Below are 18,741 nucleotides of genomic sequence, written 5' to 3'. Positions count from 1 at the left end.
CGCTCAGCGCTCCGCGGAAACCATGAGGATCATCGGACGGTCCATCTCCTCGGCAAATGCCGGATTGGCGGCAAGCTGATCCGGCGAGGGACGCCATTCGATGACACGGCGGATGGCAAAACCGCCATCGATCAGCGTGTTCAGCGTCGTGCCGATGGTGCGGTGATATTTGACGACGCCCTTGGCGAGCCAGTCGGTCGTGCGCGGGCCCTCGACCGAATAACCATCCACCGGCCAGAATCTCTGGCCTGCGTCATCCGTCCGCCAGCCGGGATTTTGGGAAGCCATGTAGATCGGGTGCTCGATGGTGAAAACGAACTTCCCGCCCGGCGCCAGGGCGGAATGAACCTCCTCCACCAGCCGGCCAAAATCCTCCAGGTAATGGAAGGCGAGCGAGCTGTAGGCGAGGTCGAAGGCTGCCGCGGGCAGTTCGACCCGCTCCAGATCGGCGATCTCGTAAACGATGGCCGGGTGGGCGTTTTCCGCCCGCGCCCTGGCGATCATGTTTTCCGAGAGATCGAGGCCGAGCACGGAGGCAGCGCCCTCCGCCGCCGCAAAACGGGAAAACCAGCCGAAACCGCAACCAAGATCGAGGATGCGCAATCCGTTCAGCGCGGGCAGCAATGTGCGGATCGTCGGCCATTCGGCGGCACCGGCCAGCCCATGGACCGAGCGGCCGAGCTGGCTATAGCCTTCGAAAAATTCCGGCGTGTCGTAGACGTTCTGGGCCATCGATCCTCTCCCAGGCTTGGCCGGTTATCTCTTCTTGAACGGCGCCATGCCGAGGCGTGCGAGCTCGTCGGCGCGCTCGTTTTCCGGATGGCCGGCATGGCCCTTCACCCAGTGGAGCGTCACCTTGTGCTTGTTGCGCGCTTCCTCAAGCTGCTGCCAGAGCTCGGCATTCTTCACCGGTTTCTTGTCGGCGGTCTTCCAGCCGTTCTTCTTCCAGCCAAAGATCCATTTGGAAATGCCGTCCATCACATATTTGCTGTCGGTGTGAAGGTTGACTTCGCACGGGGTTTTCAGCGCGTTCAGCGCGGAGATCGCCGCCATCAGCTCCATGCGGTTATTGGTCGTCTCGGCCTCGCCGCCGAACATTTCCTTTTCCGTGTCGCCATAACGCAGGATGGCGCCCCAGCCGCCCGGACCGGGATTGCCGGAACAGGCGCCGTCGGTGAAAATCTCTACCTGCTTCATGATGCGGACAGTCTTTCTTCAGTCAGCCCGTATTCGGTGGCCGATGCAATTTGGCGGTGGAAGCGCAGCTTGCGCAGATATTCGAGCGGGTCCTTCTTGACGACCAGCGCTCCGGCCGGCGTCGTCAGCCAGTCGTAAAGCCTTGTCAGGAAGAAACGCAGCGCCGAACCGCGGGCGAGGATCGGCAGGGCCTCGATCTCAGATCTCTCAAGGGGGCGGACGCTCTGGTAGCCTTCGAGCAGCGCCTGGCCCTTGGTGAGGTTGTAGGCGCCGTCCTTTTCGAAACACCAGGCATTCAGGCAGATCGAGACGTCATAGGCGAGCAGGTCGTTGCAGGCGAAATAGAAGTCGATCAGGCCGGACAGCTCGTCGCCCAGGAAGAAGACATTGTCCTGGAAGAGATCCGCATGGATGACGCCGGCGGCCAAACCTTTCGGCCAGTTCCGGTCCAGGTGATCAAGTTCGGAGGAAATCTCGTCCTGCAGGCCGGTTTCGACCTCGTCGGCGCGCGCGGCGGACTTTTCCCAAAGCGTCTTCCAGCCTTCGACGGAAAGCGAGTTCGGGCGCGTCAGCTCGAAATCCTGGCCGGAAAGGTGCATCCGGGCGAGCGCCTTGCCGACCTCGCGGCAATGTTTCGCCTCCGGCTTCCTCAGCCACATGCCTTCGAGGAAGGAGATGAGCGCGGCGGGCCGGCCGGACAGGGTACCGTAGAGATTTCCGTCGTTGCGCGGCAGGGGCAGCGGGCAGGACAGGCCACCGGCCGCCAGGTGCTGCATCAGGCCGAGGAAAAACGGCAGGTCGCGCTCGTCCGTCCGCTTTTCGTAAAGCGTCAGGATCAGCGGATCGCGGGTCGTATGCAGCAGGAAGTTCGAATTCTCGACGCCCTCGGCAATTCCTTTGTAGGAGGTCAGTTCCCCGACATCGTATTCGGTCAGGAACTGCTTCAGGTCGTCTTCGGTGATATCGGTGTAAACGGCCAAGGTGTCATCCCGCTTGATTCTGCCGCGCAGATAGGTGATGGGGCTTTCCTAGCGGCTCGACCGGCCCTTCGCTAGAGGCCGGGGCGTCCGAAGCTGAAATCGGACCACTCTATCGATTTTTCAGGCTTCGCCGGATGGCTCCTCACCCGTTCACCCATGCCATGTCCTCAACCGTCAAAGGCACGCCGCGCAGCTCGCGGTTGACGAGGAAGTTTTCGGTTTCCTCCGCGGTGATCGCCAGCTCGATCTCGGCGTCGAAACGCTCCTTGAAGGCGGCGATGATCTCGTCGACGATGACTTCCGGGGCGGAGGCGCCGGCGGAAAGGCCGAGCGTGCCGATTTGGCCGATCTCGTCCCAGTTCAATTCGGAGGCGCGCTGCACCAGGAGGGAGCGCTTGGCCCCTGCCCTCAGCGCCACTTCGACCAGCCGCTTGGAATTCGACGAATTCGGAGCGCCGACGACGATGAAGAGGTCGCAGCCGGGAGCTGCTTCCTTGACCGCTTCCTGACGGTTGGTGGTGGCGTAGCAGATGCTGTCGGCGGAAGGTGCCGTGAGGTTCGGGAACCGCTCCTGCAGCTTGGCGATGACGCCTGCCGTATCGTCCACCGAGAGCGTCGTCTGGGTGACGTAGCCGAGATTGTCCGGATCTTCAGGGACATAGGCTTCCGCGTCGGCGATCGTGTCGATGAGCGACACCGTGCCTGGCGGCAGCTGGCCCATCGTGCCGATCACTTCCGGATGGCCGGCATGGCCGATCAGCACCACATGGCGGCCGAGGCGCTGGTGGCGCATCGCCTGCTTGTGGACTTTCGAAACCAGCGGGCACGTCGCGTCGAGATAGAAGAGATTGCGGGCCTCGGCATCCTCGGGCACGGATTTCGGTACGCCATGGGCGGAGAAGACAACCGGCTGCTCGCGGTGTTCGGCCGGGATCTCGTCCAGTTCCTCGACGAAAACGGCGCCCTTCGCTTCGAGACCCTCGACCACGTAGCGGTTGTGGACGATCTCGTGGCGGACATAGACCGGCGCGCCATAGGCTTTCAGCGCCAGCACGACGATCTGGATCGCCCTGTCGACGCCGGCGCAGAAACCGCGAGGGCCGCAGAGACGGACCTTGAGTGGGCTTTTTTCAGGTATGGATGATGCCATCAAATCAGGACGCCAGGACTGTCAGCACGAGAGCGAAAATGGCCGGACCGCCCTGGATGAGCAGGATGCGCGGCTTGACCGACCACGCGCCATATATAGCGGCAATGGTCACGCACACAAGAAAGAAGAGCTTCAATTGGACGGCGAAGGCGGAATCGCGTAGCGCGCCGCGTCGCCGAAACGCACGGGAAATCACGACTGCCTACAGGCCCATAAAGCTCCGATCGCCTTCTTATGACGTCACGGAAGCGCGTCGTAGCCTGGGCCGAAGCCGGTGAGCTCGATCGGAATGCCGACCCGGTCCTGATCGGCGGATTCGCGCAGGGCAAAGACGGCAGCCTTGCCGGCGCGCAGGATGCGCATCAGTTCCTCGTCGATCTCCACTTCCACATAACAACCCTCGGAGAAGCAGCGGGTGAAATAGGCGCGGCCGATATTGTTGTTGTCGACATAGAGTTCCATGCCGTCCTTCAGGAGCACGCCGAGCGGCGCGAGGATGCGCAGGATGCGCGCCTTGCGGTCGGCGGTCTTCAGCACCACCACCGACAGGCCGACTTCCGGCCGGTCCTCGGCGATGACGTTCTGCATCAGCGCGCACTGGTCGGCGGAAGCGCCGGCCGGCCGGTCGCAGATGATCGACCATGCGCCATGGTTCTCGCGCACGTTGCCCGGGGGCTGCGCCTGCTGCCCCGGAGGCTGCTGGGCCTGCCCGCCGTTCGGCGCCGGCCGGGGCGCTTGCGGTCCCGGCTTGGCGCCCTGTGCCGGAACGGGAGCCGGCTGGGGTGCCGCGGGCCGCGGGCTGGGCTGCGGCTGCTGCGCCAACGCGGGAAGCGAAACGGCGGCTGCAAGCATCACGGCAAGACCGGCGCAGATCAGGGAGGGACGACCCATGGAAACCTCTGGAAGACGAATCAGTGCGGCTATTCTTGTCGTTCACTAGACGAAATGAAAAGCCCTGACCTCTTTCCAGTGGAGTACGGCGAAAGTGGGACCCGCCAGGCCGCGTGGCCCAGCCATCACTTTTATCAGGAAAAAGCCGGATTTTGGCCGTCGTGCGGTCTATAATGACGCAGCCGGAGGTGTTGAAGGCCTTTGAAATAAGACCTCGGCCCGGTCGAAAAAGCAGGCTGCCGCCCCTGATTCTCACGGGATTCCGGCCTTATCCCATAGGCGCAAAAATGCCGCACGGGCTTTTCCCGCCAGATATTGCGGCGGCAGGCAAACTGTGATTGAAGCAGACCATATAGCTTGGATTCTGCGTTCGGTTTGATCGAGATCAGACGCATGGGGAGATATGTAGTGATGAACAGGGCTTTTGCAGTGATGACGGCGCTCATCTGTCTGCTCTTTGCTTCCGCAGGTTTTGCGGACCAGCCGCATCCGTGGCAGATTGATTTCCAGGCGGCAGCAACGCCGATCATGCACCAGATCCGCTGGTTCAACCACTATACGCTGTGGTTCATCGTGCCGACCACGCTTTTGGTTCTGGTCCTGCTGGTCGTCGTCGTCGTGAAATTCCGCGCCAGCGCCAATCCGGTACCGTCGCGGACCAGCCACAATACGGCGATCGAGATCATCTGGACGCTTGGCCCGGTTCTCATCCTCTTCTTCCTCGCCATTCCCTCCTTCAACCTCTTGAATGCCCAGCTCGAAATTCCGGACTCGGATATGACGGTCAAGGCCACAGCCACCCAGTGGCAGTGGAATTACGAATACGAAGGCATGCAGACCCCGGTCGCTTTCGATAGCTTCCTGCTGAAGGATCCGGATCGCGCCGCAGCTGGCAAGACCGACCTCGCCGTCTATCCAAAGCTGCTCGCAGTCGACAACGAACTGATCATCCCGGTCAACAAGACGGTCCGCATGCTGGTAACGGCCGCTCCGTCCGACGTTATCCATGCCTTCGCCATGCCGGCTTTCGGCATCAAGATCGACGCCGTGCCGGGCCGCCTGAACGAAACCTGGTTCAAGGCCGAGAACGAAGGCCTCTATTACGGCCAGTGCTCCGAGCTTTGCGGCAAGGACCACGCCTTCATGCCGATCGCCATCCGCGTCGTGTCTGAAGACAAGTACAAGGCCTGGCTCGCTGCTGCTGCGACCGACCTGCCGGGTGCCTACAAGGCTCTCGTGGCTGCGGTCGACAAGCCTGCCGGCAATTTTGCCGTCGCGGCAAATGAATCCAAGTAATACAGAGGAGTGAGGACAATGGCTGGACATTCCGCTCACGACGATCACGCTCAGGCTCGCACCTCTCACGATGCGCATGCTCACGACGATCATCATGATCATTCGCACACGCCGACCTTTGCTCAGCGTTGGCTGTTTTCGACCAACCACAAGGACATCGGCACGCTCTACCTGATCTTCGCGATCATCGCAGGCATCATCGGTGGCCTTCTCTCCGTTGCGATGCGCATGGAGCTGCAGGAGCCGGGCATCCAGATCTTCCACGGCCTGGCCGCGATGGTCTACGGCTTCGAGGGCGACGCCGCCATCGACGGCGGCAAGCAGATGTTCAACATGTTCACCACCGCTCACGCGCTGATCATGATCTTCTTCATGGTCATGCCGGCGATGATCGGTGGTTTTGCCAACTGGATGGTGCCGATCATGATCGGCGCGCCGGACATGGCCTTCCCGCGCCTGAACAACATCTCCTTCTGGCTGCTCGTGCCGGCCTTCCTGCTGCTGCTGCTGTCGATGTTCGTCGAAGGCCCGGCAGGCGCCTATGGCGTCGGTGGCGGCTGGACGCTCTATCCGCCCCTGTCGAGCACGGGGTCTCCGGGACCGGCGGTCGACCTTGCGATCTTCGCGCTGCACGTTGCCGGTGCATCCTCGATCCTCGGTGCGATCAACTTCATCACCACCATCCTCAACATGCGCGCCCCGGGCATGACGCTGCACAAGATGCCGCTATTTGCCTGGGCCGTTCTGGTCACCGCGTTCCTGCTGCTGCTGTCGCTGCCGGTTCTGGCGGGCGCCATCACCATGCTTCTGACCGACCGCAACTTCGGCACCACCTTCTTCTCTCCGGAAGGCGGCGGTGACCCGATCCTGTTCCAGCACCTGTTCTGGTTCTTCGGTCATCCGGAAGTCTACATCCTGATCCTGCCCGGCTTCGGCATCGTCAGCCACATTGTCTCGACCTTCTCCAAGAAGCCGGTCTTCGGTTATCTCGGCATGGCCTATGCCATGGTCGCGATCGGCGCTGTCGGCTTCATCGTCTGGGCCCATCACATGTACACGGTCGGCATGTCGCTCGATGCGCAGCGTTACTTCGTCTTCGCGACGATGGTCATCGCGGTTCCGACCGGCATCAAGATCTTCTCCTGGATCGCGACGATGTGGGGCGGGTCGCTGACCTTCTCGACGCCGATGATCTGGGCGATCGGCTTCATCTTCCTGTTCACCGTCGGCGGCGTCACGGGCGTCCAGCTCGCCAATGCCGGCCTCGACCGTTCGCTGCATGACACCTATTACGTCGTGGCCCACTTCCACTACGTTCTGTCGCTCGGCGCGGTCTTCGCCATCTTCGCGGCCTGGTACTACTGGTTCCCGAAAATGTTCGGCTACATGTACAGCCAGCGGATCGGCAACCTGCATTTCTGGGTCATGTTCATCGGCGTCAACCTGGTGTTCTTCCCGCAGCACTTCCTGGGTCTCGCCGGCATGCCGCGCCGTTACATCGACTATCCGGATGCGTTCGCCGGCTGGAACTATGTTTCCTCCATCGGCTCCTACATCTCTTTCGTCGGTGTGCTGATCTTCCTCTTCGGCGTCTGGGAAGCCTTCTCCAAGAAGCGCGTCGCCGGCGACAATCCGTGGGGCGAAGGTGCGACCACGCTGGAATGGCAGCTTTCTTCGCCGCCGCCGTACCACCAGTGGGAACAGCTGCCGCGCATCAAGTAAGCGCTAAATCTTTGGAAAAGGGCATCGCGGCAGCGCGATGCCTTGAAATACCAAACAGGACGGTTCAATGACGGTTATGGACAATCACGACGCTCTCGGCACCGATGGAGGCTCACGCCTCTCGGAAGCGAGCGCGCGCGATTTCTTCGAACTCCTGAAGCCGCGGGTGATGTCGCTCGTGGTGTTCACCGCATTCGCCGGTCTCATTCTCGCGCCGGGTCAGATCAACCCAGTCCTCGGCGTGATTTCCATTCTCTGCATCGCCGTCGGCGCCGGCGCCTCCGGGGCGCTGAACATGTGGTACGACGCCGATATCGACGCGATCATGACCCGCACCGCCAAGCGCCCGATCCCTGCCGGTCGCATCCTGCCCCAGGAAGCGCTTGCCTTCGGCCTGACGCTCTCGGTCTTTTCGGTCGTCATCCTCGGCCTTGCGGTCAACTGGTTCTCGGCCGGCCTGCTGGCCTTCACGATCTTCTTTTATGTCGTCGTCTACACGATGTGGCTGAAGCGCTCGACGCCGCAGAACATCGTCATCGGCGGCGCCTCCGGCGCCTTCCCGCCGATGATCGGCTGGGCCTGCGTCACCGGCGGTGTATCGCTCGACAGCATTCTCCTGTTCCTGATCATCTTCCTGTGGACTCCGGCGCATTTCTGGGCGCTCGCGCTCTTCAAGATGCGCGACTACGGCTCGGTCGGCGTGCCGATGATGCCGAATGTCGCAGGCGAAGCCTCGACCAAGAACCAGATCATCGTCTACGCGGTGCTGACCGCGGTGATCGCGGTCGCCCCCACCCTCACCGGGCTTGCGGGCCTCGGTTACGGCATCTTCGCGGCCGTGCTCGGCGCGATCTTCGTCATCTGTTCCATCGCCGTCCGGCGCATGCCCGACGGCGATGAGAAGATGATGCCGGCGAAGAAGATGTTCGCCTATTCGATCGTCTATCTCTTTGCGATCTTCTCGGGCCTGCTGGCCGACCGGCTGCTCTCGGGATTGCCGCACCTCGTAGGAGGTTTGCTGTGATGGAAACCGTCAAGCTCAGCGAGGCGCAGAAGAAGTCGCGCCGCAACCGCAATATCGCGCTCGGCATCGTTCTCGCCGGGCTCGTGGTCCTCTTCTACATCATGACGCTGGTGAAAGTCGGCGGGCTTGGGAATTAGGGTGGAGCGATGACGGACGTCAATCAGAACGGTCAGGCAAGGCGGGTCAGCAACAGCGCGATCTTCGCCGGCTGCGCCGTTTTCGTGGCCGGCATGGTCGGTGCCGCCTATGCTTCCGTGCCGCTCTACCGGCTGTTCTGCCAGGTCACCGGCTATAACGGCACGACCCAGCGCGTCGAGCAGTATTCCGACAAGATCCTGAACAAGCCGATCCAGGTGACGTTCGACGCCAACATCTCGCCGGGCCTGAACTGGGAGTTCAAGCCCGCCAAGTCGGTCAGTCCGAAGATCGGCGAGACCGTGCAGATCGAATATACCGCGACCAACCGGTCGTCGAAGCCGACGACGGGCAGTGCCGTGTTCAACGTGACGCCGATGGAAGCGGGCGCCTATTTCAACAAGGTCGAGTGCTTCTGCTTTACCGAGCAGACGCTGCAGCCCGGCCAGTCGGTCCAGATGCCGGTGGTGTTCTTCGTTGACCCGGAGTTCGCCACGGCCCAAGAGACCAAGAACATCAAGACGATCACCCTGTCCTACACCTTCTATCCGAGCGAGCCGGGCAAACCGGTCGCGGCTCTGCCGGAAGGCCCGAAGGCAGGCGCCCCGAAGACGGGCGCCCAGAACGCAGGCGTGGGGAAACTTTAAGAGGGTTCGCCGGTTTTCCGGCGAAGCAGGCATTCATCCGGGGATTCTGACATGGCCGACGCGCATCAGAAAAATCACGACTACCACATCATCGATCCGAGCCCGTGGCCGATCCTGGCCTCGATCGGCGCCTTCGTCATGACCTTCGGCGGCGTCGCCTACATGCGCTATCTGAAGGGCGGCGAGTTCCATCTTTTCGGCCTTAACTGGGCAAGCCCATGGTGGTTCTACGGCGGCCTGGCGATCATCATCTACACGATGATCGGTTGGTGGACGGACACGATCAAGGAAGGCAATTCGGGCGCCCATACCCGCGTCGTCTCGCTGCATCTGCGCTACGGCATGATCATGTTCATCGCTTCGGAAGTGATGTTCTTCGTCGCCTGGTTCTGGGCCTTTTTCGATGCCAGCCTCTACGCAAACGAGGCGATCCAGGCGACCCGCGTCGAGTTCCTCGGCGGTCAGTGGCCGCCGAAGGGCGTCGAGGTGCTCGATCCGTGGCACCTGCCGATCTACAACACGGTGATCCTGCTTTTGTCCGGCACCTGCGTCACCTGGGCTCACCATGCGCTGCTGCACGGCGACCGCAAGGGCCTGATCACCGGCCTCGCACTCACCGTAGCACTCGGCATCCTGTTCTCGAGCGTCCAGGCCTACGAGTATATCCATGCCCCGTTCGCCTTCTCGAACTCGATCTACGGCGCGACCTTCTTCATGGCGACCGGCTTCCACGGTTTCCACGTCCTGGTCGGCACGATCTTCCTGGCTGTCTGCCTGCTGCGCGCCATCAACGGCGGCTTCACGCCCACCCAGCATTTCGGCTTCGAAGCCGCTGCCTGGTACTGGCACTTCGTCGACGTGGTGTGGCTGTTCCTGTTCTTCGCCATCTACATCTGGGGTGGCTGGGGCGCACCGCTCGCCCATTGAGCCAGGGGACATGAATTCCGGGAGGGCGGCGACAAGCCGCCCTTCTGCTTTTTAAGGACTGGAACGAATGGCAACCAAGGCTCCCTCGCAAACCGCATCGGATAAGACGCCCGCCCCTGGCCGTGGCCGGGTGATCGCGACCGCCGTCGTGGTGCTGGCGGCGCTCGCCATCCTGCTGTCGCTCGGCACCTGGCAGGTGGAGCGGCTGCATTGGAAGGAAGGCCTGCTCGCCGATATCGCCCAGCGGCGGGCGGCAGCACCCGTCGTGCTTTCCGATATCGAGACGATCCGGAAATCCGGCGGCGATATCGAATACCGCCGGGTATCGGTCACCGGCACCTTCGACCACGCCAGCGAGCGGCATTTCTTCGCGACCTTCGGCGGCCAGACCGGCTTTTACGTCTACACCCCGATGACGCTTGCCGACGGCCGCATCCTGTTCGTCAACCGCGGTTTCGTGCCCTATGAGATGAAGGACCCGAAGACCCGTACCGCCGGGGAAGTTGCCGGCCAGCAAACCGTCACGGGTTATGCGCGGGTGCGGCTTGGCGAAAAACCGTCCTCCATCGTTCCGGACAACGATCTCGCCAAGAACATCTTCTACTGGAAGGATCTCGACGCCATGGCCTCGACCACCGGTATCGATGCGTCGAAGGTCGTGCAGTTCTTCGTGGATGCCGATGGCTCGATCGTCAATCCGGGCGGCTGGCCCAAAGGCGGCGTCACCCAGTTCGATCTTCCCAACAGCCATCTGCAATATGCCGTGACCTGGTACGGCCTTGCCGCGGCCCTCGTTGCCGTCGTCATCGGCATGATCTTCCGCCGCAAACACGCCTGAGCCCGCAGGATAGGCTTGCTTCGGCCCCTCCCCGGACCTACATCGGTTGGAAGAGAGCGCGCGTCTTCATAGGGCAGCGCCGAAGGAGCACCCATGAACACCGACCTTCTCAACCTTTTCGACTGCGACGAGACCAAGCTGCGCTCGATCCTCTCCGAGGCGCTTACCGGCGCCGACGACGGCGAGCTTTTCGTGGAACATGCCCAGGCGGAATCGCTGACCTTCGACAACGGCCGCCTGAAGGGCGGTTCGTTCAACACCGACCAGGGGTTCGGGCTGCGCTCGGTCGCCGGCGAAGCGGTCGGTTATGCCCATGCAGGCGAGCTTTCGGCGGCGGCACTGTCCCGCGCCTCGGATGCGGTGCGGGCCGTGACCGCCGGTTATTCCGGTTCCTACGCGGCCGCTCCGCAGCGCACCAACAAGAAATATTACGGCGACGAGAATCCGATCGGATCGCCGAGCTTCGAGGAGAAGGTCAAGCTGCTCACCGATATCGACGCTTATTTGCGCTCCAAGGACGACAAGGTGCGGCAGGTGACGGCAACGGTGTCCGCAAGCTGGCAGGTGGTCGACATCCTGCGCGCCGATGGCCACCGCGTGCAGGACATCCGCCCGATGACGCGCATCAACATTTCCGTTGTCGTCGGCGACGGCGACCGGCAGGAGAGCGGTTCGTTCGGCACCGGCGGCCGCATCGGCTTCGGCGATTTCGTGACCGAAGGTAATTGGCAGACCGGCGCCGACGAGGCGCTGCGCCAGGCGCTTGTTAACCTGACCGCCATCGACGCGCCGGCGGGCACGATGGACGTCGTGCTCGGCTCCGGCTGGCCGGGCGTGATGCTCCACGAGGCGGTCGGCCACGGGCTGGAAGGCGATTTCAACCGCAAGAAGACCTCGGCCTTCGCCGGACTTCTCGGCGAGATGGTCGCAGCCCCCGGCGTCACGGTCGTCGACGACGGCACGATCGACAATCGCCGCGGCTCTCTCACCATCGACGACGAAGGCACGCCATCGGCCTACAACGTGCTGATCGAGAACGGCAAGCTGGTCGGCTACATGCAGGATCGCCAGAACGCCCGGCTGATGGGCGTCCAGCCCACGGGCAACGGCCGCCGGCAGGGTTACGCCTATACGCCGATGCCGCGGATGACCAATACCTACATGCTCGGCGGCGACAAATCGCCCGAAGAAATCATCGCCTCGGTCAAGAAGGGCATCTACGCCGTCTCCTTCGGTGGCGGCCAGGTGGACATCACCTCGGGCAAGTTCGTGTTCGGCTGCACCGAGGCCTACATGATCGAGAACGGCAAAATCGGCCCCGCCATCAAGGGCGCCATGCTGATCGGCAACGGCCCAGATGCGATGCGCCGCGTCTCGATGGTCGGCAACGACATGAAGCTCGACACCGGCATCGGCAATTGCGGCAAGGGCGGCCAGTGGGTCCCCGTCGGCGTCGGCCAGCCGCATCTGCGGATGGACCAGGTGACGGTGGGCGGTACGAAGGCGTAAGGGGCTTCGGGAGATGTTATGCGCCTTTTATCGCGGTGGCAGAATTCAGCCGGCGAACGGGTGCGCATAGCGCTCAATCTCAAGGCCATTCCCTATACCTACCTGCCTGTGGGATCGTTAGCGCCCGGGGAATACCTGCGCCTCAACCCACAGGGATTGCTGCCCGCCCTTGACATCGGCGGGCAGATCATTCCCCAATCGTCGGCGATCCTCGACTATCTCGAGGAAAGCCATCCTCTGCCCGCGCTTCTGCCTAAAGACCCGCTGCTTCGCGCGCAGGCGCGGGGTTTTGCTGGGCTCATCGCATCCGAAATGCATTCGATCACCGTGCAGCGGGTGCGCCGGTTCCTCCAAACCGATCTGGAACTCAATTCAGAGAAGGTGCAGCAATGGGTTTTGCACTGGCTGACGTCCGGACTGAAGGCGTTGGAAGAGACGCTGCGCGATCGGCATGAACACTTCGCCTTCTGTTTCAGCGACGAACCGGGATGGGCGGACCTGCATCTTATTCCGCAGTTGAGCAACGCGCGCAGACTCGGTTGTGATCTCTCGGCCTACCCGGAACTCCTGGCCGTCGAAGCGAAATGCGTCGAGCTTCCTGCCTTCCGTTTGGCACGCCCGGAAGCACAGCCGGATTTCCCCAGCGCGATCTGATCCTATTCCCCATCCGGCCTGAACAGCCATTTGCGCTCGATCGCCGACGCCAGGTCGATCCGGTTGTTGCGGGCAAACAGCAGGACGTGGCCGAGAAGATCGGCCGTCTCGTCGCCGAGGTCGCGGGCGAGATCCTCGTCGCTCCTGCCCTTCTTCCGTCCGCGGCCGGTGGCGCGGTTCCAGGCCTGGGTCAGCTCGCCCATCTCCTCCTGCAGCTTCAGGAGAAACCAGTCGGCATCGCGGACCATCCCATGGGTTTCGGCGTAATCCGCGGATGCGGCCTCGAGTTGTGCGGTAAGTTTGCCCAGCATGGTGTTCTCCTTTTGTATCCACAGGAGAATGCCGATTCCCGCGCCGTGTCCAGAGGGTTTGCTTGACACCGTCATCCAAATCCCGGCAGGTGCGGGCCACTCGATCCCATCTGCATACGGCATTTTCCATGGATTCCGCCAACCCGATTTCCGCTTTGCTGGATGCATGGATTCCGGGCCATGGGCCGGCACAGCTCGTCTTTCTGTTCATCTCGGCGCTGATCGCCGGGCTGGCGCGCGGGTTTTCCGGGTTTGGCGGAGCGCTGATCTTCGTTCCGCTCGCCGGTGCCGCCGTCGGGCCGAAGATCGCCCCTGCCCTGCTGCTGGTCATCGACGGGGTGACGACGCTCGGCATGGTGCCGGACGGCTGGAAGCGCGCCAACCGCCGCGAGGTGGGCACGATGCTGATCGGGACGCTGATCGGCGTGCCGGCCGGCACGACGCTGCTGGCGGTGATCGATCCGACGGCGCTGCGCTGGCTGATCTCGGTCGTTGTGCTCTTTCTGCTGGTCTTCCTGATTTCCGGCTGGCGTTATCATGGCAAACCGAAGACACCGCTGACGATCGGCGTCGGCGCGCTTGCCGGCCTGTTCGGCGGTGCCGCACAACTCTCCGGGCCGCCAGTCGTCGCCTACTGGCTCGGCGGCGCCATCCCGCCGCTCACCGTGCGCGCCAATCTCATCCTCTATTTCGCGCTTGCGACGGTGATCTCCGCCACCGCCTATATCGTCGGTCACCTTTTGACCCTCGACGTTCTTGCACTCGCACTGATCGCCGGGCCGGGTTACGGCCTCGGTGTGCTCGCCGGTTCGAAACTGTTCGGCTTTGCCTCCGAAGGCACCTTTCGGCGCATCTGCTTCACGCTGATCGCCATGGCGGCGATCGTCAGCCTGCCGCTTTTCGACGCGCTGCGGCCCTGACCAAAATCAAGCCCCTCTTTGTTCAGCAAGGCTTAACCCGTCCGGCAGTAGGGTCGCGCACTACGAAGTAACGTGGGCGTGATCGCGGTGGGGAATACCAGGGAGAGGTTTCAGGCGCTTTGGCGCCGGGATGTCAAACGCCGGCTTGTCGCCGGTGGCCTCGACATGGCTGCTGCACTTGCGCGTGCCGGAATGATGCCCAATGCCCGCGGCCACGGCGCCATATTCACGCTCCACCATGTGCGGCCGAAACAGAGCCGGTCGCTGCAGCCGAGCGGCCATCTGGAAGTGACGCCGGATTTCCTCGGCGAAGCGATCGAGCGGCTTTCGGCCGAAGGATACGAATTCATCCCCTTGAGCGACGTGCCGGCACGGCTTGCCGCGCCGACCAAACAGCCGTTCGCGACCTTCACGCTCGATGACGGCTACCGCAACAATGCCGAATACGCGCTGCCCGTGTTTGCCCGCCACGGCGTGCCCTTCACCATTTTCGTCACCCGGGGATTTGCCGAGCGGACCCATTCGCTCTGGTGGGAGACGGTCGCCGAACTGCTCGGACGCGAGCGGGAAGTGTCCTTCGATTTCGGCGGCGGGCCTGAAATCCTCGACCTCACCTCGGAGGCCCGCAAGTTCGACGCCTTCGACCGGTTTTCCAGCTATGTCCTCGAAGTCGAGGAATCCACCGCCGTCTCGCGGATCGATGCGCTTGCGAGAAAACACGGCGTCGATCCGCTGAAGATCACCGCCGACCTCACCATGAACGCCGAGGAACTCCGCTCGGTCGCCACCCATCCGCTGGCTTCGCTCGGTGCCCATACGACGAGCCACCGGGCCGTCGCACGGCTTTCGGCGGAAGACGCCCGCGCGGAAATGAAGCAGTCCGGCGACTGGATCGAGGCTTTGACCGGCGAACGGCCGGACACGATCGCCTATCCCTATGGCAGCCGCGCCGCGGTCTCCGAGCGCGACTGCGCGATTGCCAAGGAACTCGGCTTTTCGGTCGCGGTGACGACGCAGCCCGGCACGCTCTGCGCCAGATCCATGAACCGGCTCACCGGCCTGCCGCGCATCTCGCTCAACGGCTACTACCAGCAGCCGCGCTATGTCTCGGCCCTCGCCTCAGGCATCCCGTTCGCGATCGGGCGGTGAAACATGGCGAAGTCCTTTGAATTCGTGAATTCTTCCGCGAAAAAGGCCTTCCAGGAACTTCCAAAAGATATCCAGATCCAATTCGCCAACGATCTCCAGCGCGTCCAGGAAGGGCTCCAGCCCCTTTCGGACTTCAAGCATCTGAAGGGCATCGGCAACGGCGTCATAGAGCTGATCGAGAACGGGAGCCCGGCCTATCGCGCCGTCTATTGCGCCAAATATCTCGATACGGTTTTCATTCTCCACGCCTTCACCAAGACGACGAATGGCGTCGACCGCAAGGCAATGGATACCGTCCAGGATCGCCACAAGACGATGTTGCAAATCGTCAAAAGTCGCAAATAGATCAGGCCGCCTCGACCACCTCGCAGATCACCCTGTGCTCGGCGCTGAAGGACGGCTTCAGGCGCACGCCGAGCTTCGCAAGATAACCGATCAGCTTGTCTGCCGAGAACAGATGTATCTTCCCGCGCATCAATTCGCTGACGCGCGGTTGAGGAATGTCGAGCGCCCCGGCGACATCCGCCTGCTTCCATTTCCTGTCTTCAAAGATGGCGATCAGGGTCGTCAACAGATCCGAGCGAAACCGCAGGTCGGCGGCCTCGATCGGATCCTCCGTGACGGCGTCAAAGATATTTTCAAAGACCAGGCGTTCCATCTTCGACCTCGATATACGCATTTCCGTATAATCTAGATGCTAACACATGCCTGGTCAATGACAGATCACGGATACATCCGCACCTTTTCCCACGGACCGTCGGCAACGGCGCGGCGGAATTCGATGCGGTCGTGCAGGCGGAACGGGCGGTCGTGCCAGAACTCGATCGACAGCGGCTTGATGCGGAACCCGGACCAGTAGGGCGGGCGCGGAATGTCGCCGATCGCGTAGCGCGCGGTGTACTCGGCTACCGATTTTTCGAGCGCGAAGCGGGTTTCGAGCGGGCGGGACTGTTTCGACGCCCAGGCGCCGATGCGGCTGCCGCGGGGGCGCGAGGCGTAATAGGCGTCCGCCTCGGCATCGCTCACCACCTCCACCTCGCCGCGCAGGCGAACCTGGCGACGCAGCGATTTCCAGTGGAAGCACATCGCCGCCTTTTTCTGGCCGAGGATCTCGCGACCCTTCTGGCTTTCGAAATTGGTATAGAAGACGAAACCGTTTTCGTCATACCCCTTCAACAAGACCATGCGAACGTTCGGCATGCCGTTTTCGTCGACGGTCGCAACCGCAACAGCATTCGGATCGTTGGGTTCGGAGCTCTCGGCATCCTTCAGCCAGGAACCGAAAAGCGCGAAAGGTTCGTTCTCGGCGGTGAAGTCACCAGTTATTAACCCGCTCTCAGACATATTGAATAAAATACTCCCAATCTCATGAAAAATGCCCGAATTTTTCAGTCGGACAGGACGCACGGTGGTAGTGATAGCAAAGTCGAAGAGCCGCACAAAGAGGTCGTTTCTCCTCGGCAGACGGGCAGCAGCCCTCTGCCTTGCAGGGCTTTCGCTTGCCGGTTGTACCAGCAGCCTCGATCTCTTCGGCAGCGCGCCCAAAGTCGACCGCTCGATCGCGACCGGCACCGTGCCTAGCGCGTCTCAGCCTACCGGTGCGACGCTTTCCGACGAGGCGACGGTGCGTAACGCCGTCTCCTCGGCCGATCTTGCCAAGGTCGGAGCGGCCTCGGTTCCGTGGGCGAATACCACGACCGGCAGCGCCGGCGTCGTCTCGCAAATCCGCGAGGCCCGCAACGGCGAGCAGATCTGCCGCGCCTTCACCACCACGCGGCATTCCTACGAGGGTATCGCCATGTTCTCCGGCCAGACCTGCCTGACCGGCAGCGGCGACTGGATGCTGACGGCCTTCGACCGCCAGTAGTCGCGGTCGTCCCTCCCCAAAAACCGACCCTGCCAAATCCGTTTCGGGCGTTTTCGTGAAATCGCGCCGGAAACCATTCGTTTACCTTAATGACCACGACTGGAGGCCGCGTAACCACTGATTCACAGGTCCTAACATAGGCTCGCCTGATGTAAGCAGTAATCTGCCCGGAACATGAGGAACCGGCCGATGGCTGTCGGAGTTGTGACGAGTATCGGGGGTCCAAGGATCAAGCGGGGGCCCGCCGTTTCAAGTAACCGGTGGTCCCACAATGCGTGATCCCTATTCTCTTCTCGGCGTGAAGCGCAATGCCGAGCCCGACGAAATCAAGGCAGCCTGGCGCGCCAAGGCCAAGACCGTTCATCCCGACCAGAACCAGGACGATCCGTCTGCGACGAGCCGTTTCGCAGAGATCGGCCAGGCCTACGAGGTCCTGAAGGATCCCGAGCGCCGCAAGCGATACGACAGGGCCGCCGAGATGCACCAGACCATCATGCAGCAGCGCAATGCCGCCCGCGAAGCCGCCGAGCGCGCCAAGGCCGCAAAGGCCAATGCCGAAAAGGTCATGGAAGAACTCGCCAAGACCAATGCGCAAAACGCCAAACCCCAGGGACAGGCACAGGCTCGCGGCCAATCGCAAGCCCAGTCTCAGGCCCAGTCTCAGGCTCATCCCCAGAACCAGTCCGGCCCGGCAGGCGAGACGCCGGAGGACATGATCGAGCGTATCTTCGGCGCCGCGGCGGCCGACCAGGCAAAATCTCACACCGGCGGTTCAGCGCCGGCGAACGGCGATTCGGCGGAAACAGCCAAGGCAGATGCATCGGGGAGCGAAAGACCGCCCCTGCCGGCGCTTGCCATCGACCTGATCGCCTCCATCGTGCGCCGCTTCCGCGGCACGACGCCTGCTCCCGAAAAGGCTCCGGATATTTCCGTCGAGGCAACGGTGACCTTGGAGGACCTCCTGAAACTCAACGCGGTCACGCTGAAGATGGCCGACGACCGCGAAGTCCGCCTTGTGCTGGAAAAAGGCATGACGGAAGGCCATGTGGCGCGGCTGAAGGGCCAGGGCCTCAAGCTCGCCGGCATGAAATCCGGCGATCTTCTCGCCTCGATCAAAGTTTCCCGCGATAGCCGTTTCCGCGTCGAAGGTTTCGATCTTCACACGACCTTGTCGATTTCGCTCGAAGACGCGGTGCTTGGCGGCGACGCGTCGGTCGAGACGCCGGAAGGCAACCGCAACATCAGCATTCCGGCATGGTCCGGTTCCGACCAGACGGTCCGGCTGAACGGCCTTGGCCTTCATGACGATGCCGGAGGCCGCGGCGATCTCGTCGTCGAACTGCGCGTCGTCCTGTGGGAAAAACCCAACGAAAAGGTCACCGACCTGATGCGGCACATGCGTCACGGACTGTATGTCTGAAGCCTTCGCCTAGTATGACAGTTTTGCGTCGGTATTCACCGCTAAGCACCCTTTGTTACGGCTACTAACACGAGATGATCCAAGTCTGCTTGAACCCTTGAGCT

24 protein-coding genes are annotated in these 18,741 nt (G+C 62.3%); 14 read left to right on the top strand and 10 right to left on the bottom strand.

Annotation, left to right across the window (positions count from 1 at the left end; all coding sequences use genetic code 11):
• Positions 1–3: 3 nt before the first annotated feature.
• The 7 genes from C5J22_RS16665 to C5J22_RS16635 all read right to left on the bottom strand — a co-directional run bounded on the left by C5J22_RS16665 (position 4) and on the right by C5J22_RS16635 (position 4,664).
• Entirely contained in the window at positions 4–732 is a 729-nt protein-coding gene (locus C5J22_RS16665) for a bifunctional 2-polyprenyl-6-hydroxyphenol methylase/3-demethylubiquinol 3-O-methyltransferase UbiG (RefSeq protein ID WP_105439113.1), read from the bottom strand.
• A 24-nt stretch (positions 733–756) separates the two neighbouring features.
• Complete coding sequence (gene rnhA / locus C5J22_RS16660) at positions 757–1,197, bottom strand: ribonuclease HI (RefSeq protein WP_046664522.1); 441 nt, start codon at positions 1,195–1,197, stop codon at positions 757–759.
• Positions 1,194–2,177, bottom strand: coding sequence for a homoserine kinase (locus tag C5J22_RS16655; protein ID WP_105439112.1), 984 nt, complete (start codon positions 2,175–2,177; stop codon positions 1,194–1,196). Before C5J22_RS16655 ends, rnhA begins: the two co-directional genes overlap by 4 nt.
• 142 nt (positions 2,178–2,319) lie before the next feature.
• Positions 2,320–3,327, bottom strand: coding sequence for a 4-hydroxy-3-methylbut-2-enyl diphosphate reductase (gene ispH, locus C5J22_RS16650; protein ID WP_105439204.1), 1,008 nt, complete (start codon positions 3,325–3,327; stop codon positions 2,320–2,322).
• Between the two features lie 4 nt (positions 3,328–3,331).
• Positions 3,332–3,523, bottom strand: coding sequence for a DUF1304 family protein (locus C5J22_RS31920; RefSeq protein ID WP_256386134.1), 192 nt, complete (start codon positions 3,521–3,523; stop codon positions 3,332–3,334).
• Positions 3,524–3,567: 44 nt separating this feature from the next.
• Positions 3,568–4,218, bottom strand: a complete 651-nt coding sequence (locus C5J22_RS16640; protein WP_105439111.1) for an invasion associated locus B family protein — start codon at positions 4,216–4,218, stop codon at positions 3,568–3,570.
• A 134-nt stretch (positions 4,219–4,352) separates the two neighbouring features.
• Positions 4,353–4,664: a hypothetical protein gene (locus C5J22_RS16635; protein WP_172746655.1), complete on the bottom strand. Its 312-nt coding sequence runs from the start codon at positions 4,662–4,664 to the stop codon at positions 4,353–4,355.
• On the opposite strand from C5J22_RS16635, the gene coxB reads away from it, so the two are divergent.
• The 9 genes from coxB to maiA all read left to right on the top strand — a co-directional run bounded on the left by coxB (position 4,630) and on the right by maiA (position 12,970).
• The gene (gene coxB / locus C5J22_RS16630) at positions 4,630–5,514 is read left to right on the top strand and encodes a cytochrome c oxidase subunit II (protein WP_105439109.1); all 885 of its coding nucleotides are present in this window, start codon (positions 4,630–4,632) and stop codon (positions 5,512–5,514) included. The genes C5J22_RS16635 and coxB overlap by 35 nt on opposite strands.
• An 18-nt stretch (positions 5,515–5,532) precedes the next feature.
• Positions 5,533–7,236, top strand: coding sequence for a cytochrome c oxidase subunit I (ctaD, locus tag C5J22_RS16625; protein WP_105439108.1), 1,704 nt, complete (start codon positions 5,533–5,535; stop codon positions 7,234–7,236).
• 67 nt (positions 7,237–7,303) lie between these two features.
• On the top strand, positions 7,304–8,260 hold the full coding sequence (locus tag C5J22_RS16620) for a heme o synthase (protein WP_105439107.1): 957 nt from the start codon (positions 7,304–7,306) through the stop codon (positions 8,258–8,260).
• A complete protein-coding gene (locus tag C5J22_RS16615; RefSeq protein WP_105439106.1) occupies positions 8,260–8,397 on the top strand; it encodes a hypothetical protein in 138 nt (45 codons plus the stop codon). The genes C5J22_RS16620 and C5J22_RS16615 overlap by 1 nt, the downstream gene beginning before the upstream one ends.
• A 9-nt stretch (positions 8,398–8,406) precedes the next feature.
• The gene (locus tag C5J22_RS16610; protein WP_105439105.1) at positions 8,407–9,042 is read left to right on the top strand and encodes a cytochrome c oxidase assembly protein; all 636 of its coding nucleotides are present in this window, start codon (positions 8,407–8,409) and stop codon (positions 9,040–9,042) included.
• A gap of 51 nt (positions 9,043–9,093) precedes the next feature.
• Positions 9,094–9,969 (top strand): cytochrome c oxidase subunit 3, encoded by an 876-nt coding sequence (locus C5J22_RS16605; protein WP_105439104.1) that lies wholly within the window; start codon positions 9,094–9,096, stop codon positions 9,967–9,969.
• A gap of 67 nt (positions 9,970–10,036) precedes the next feature.
• Positions 10,037–10,807 (top strand): SURF1 family protein, encoded by a 771-nt coding sequence (locus C5J22_RS16600; RefSeq protein WP_205837189.1) that lies wholly within the window; start codon positions 10,037–10,039, stop codon positions 10,805–10,807.
• A gap of 93 nt (positions 10,808–10,900) precedes the next feature.
• Entirely contained in the window at positions 10,901–12,316 is a 1,416-nt protein-coding gene (gene tldD / locus C5J22_RS16595) for a metalloprotease TldD (RefSeq protein WP_046664532.1), read from the top strand.
• An 18-nt stretch (positions 12,317–12,334) separates the two neighbouring features.
• Positions 12,335–12,970 carry a maleylacetoacetate isomerase gene (maiA, locus tag C5J22_RS16590; RefSeq protein WP_105439102.1) on the top strand — a complete coding sequence of 212 codons (636 nt, stop codon included), beginning with the start codon at positions 12,335–12,337 and terminating at the stop codon, positions 12,968–12,970.
• A 2-nt stretch (positions 12,971–12,972) separates the two neighbouring features.
• Here the strand turns inward: maiA and C5J22_RS16585 are convergent, their stop codons facing one another.
• Positions 12,973–13,281, bottom strand: a complete 309-nt coding sequence (locus C5J22_RS16585; protein ID WP_105439101.1) for a pyrophosphatase — start codon at positions 13,279–13,281, stop codon at positions 12,973–12,975.
• 128 nt (positions 13,282–13,409) lie between these two features.
• On the opposite strand from C5J22_RS16585, the gene C5J22_RS16580 reads away from it, so the two are divergent.
• From C5J22_RS16580 to C5J22_RS16570, 3 genes are all read left to right on the top strand, one after another.
• Positions 13,410–14,201: a sulfite exporter TauE/SafE family protein gene (locus tag C5J22_RS16580; protein WP_105439100.1), complete on the top strand. Its 792-nt coding sequence runs from the start codon at positions 13,410–13,412 to the stop codon at positions 14,199–14,201.
• A 165-nt stretch (positions 14,202–14,366) separates the two neighbouring features.
• The gene (locus tag C5J22_RS16575) at positions 14,367–15,350 is read left to right on the top strand and encodes a polysaccharide deacetylase family protein (RefSeq protein WP_105439203.1); all 984 of its coding nucleotides are present in this window, start codon (positions 14,367–14,369) and stop codon (positions 15,348–15,350) included.
• Between the two features lie 3 nt (positions 15,351–15,353).
• Positions 15,354–15,695 (top strand): type II toxin-antitoxin system RelE/ParE family toxin, encoded by a 342-nt coding sequence (locus C5J22_RS16570; RefSeq protein WP_105439099.1) that lies wholly within the window; start codon positions 15,354–15,356, stop codon positions 15,693–15,695.
• 1 nt (position 15,696) lies between these two features.
• Here the strand turns inward: C5J22_RS16570 and C5J22_RS16565 are convergent, their stop codons facing one another.
• A complete protein-coding gene (locus C5J22_RS16565) occupies positions 15,697–16,008 on the bottom strand; it encodes a helix-turn-helix domain-containing protein (RefSeq protein WP_105439098.1) in 312 nt (103 codons plus the stop codon).
• Positions 16,009–16,073: 65 nt separating this feature from the next.
• A complete protein-coding gene (gene pdxH / locus C5J22_RS16560; protein ID WP_105439097.1) occupies positions 16,074–16,694 on the bottom strand; it encodes a pyridoxamine 5'-phosphate oxidase in 621 nt (206 codons plus the stop codon).
• Positions 16,695–16,758: 64 nt separating this feature from the next.
• Here pdxH and C5J22_RS16555 point away from each other — a divergent pair, with 64 nt between their 5' ends.
• A complete protein-coding gene (locus tag C5J22_RS16555) occupies positions 16,759–17,217 on the top strand; it encodes an RT0821/Lpp0805 family surface protein (protein WP_046664537.1) in 459 nt (152 codons plus the stop codon).
• Positions 17,218–17,488: 271 nt separating this feature from the next.
• On the top strand, positions 17,489–18,637 hold the full coding sequence (locus C5J22_RS16550; RefSeq protein ID WP_105439096.1) for a DnaJ C-terminal domain-containing protein: 1,149 nt from the start codon (positions 17,489–17,491) through the stop codon (positions 18,635–18,637).
• Positions 18,638–18,741 lie beyond the last annotated feature (104 nt).

Source organism: Neorhizobium sp. T25_13, assembly GCF_002968675.1.
GTDB lineage: Bacteria > Pseudomonadota > Alphaproteobacteria > Rhizobiales > Rhizobiaceae > Neorhizobium > Neorhizobium tomejilense.
This window is presented reverse-complemented; position numbering and strand designations above follow the sequence as displayed.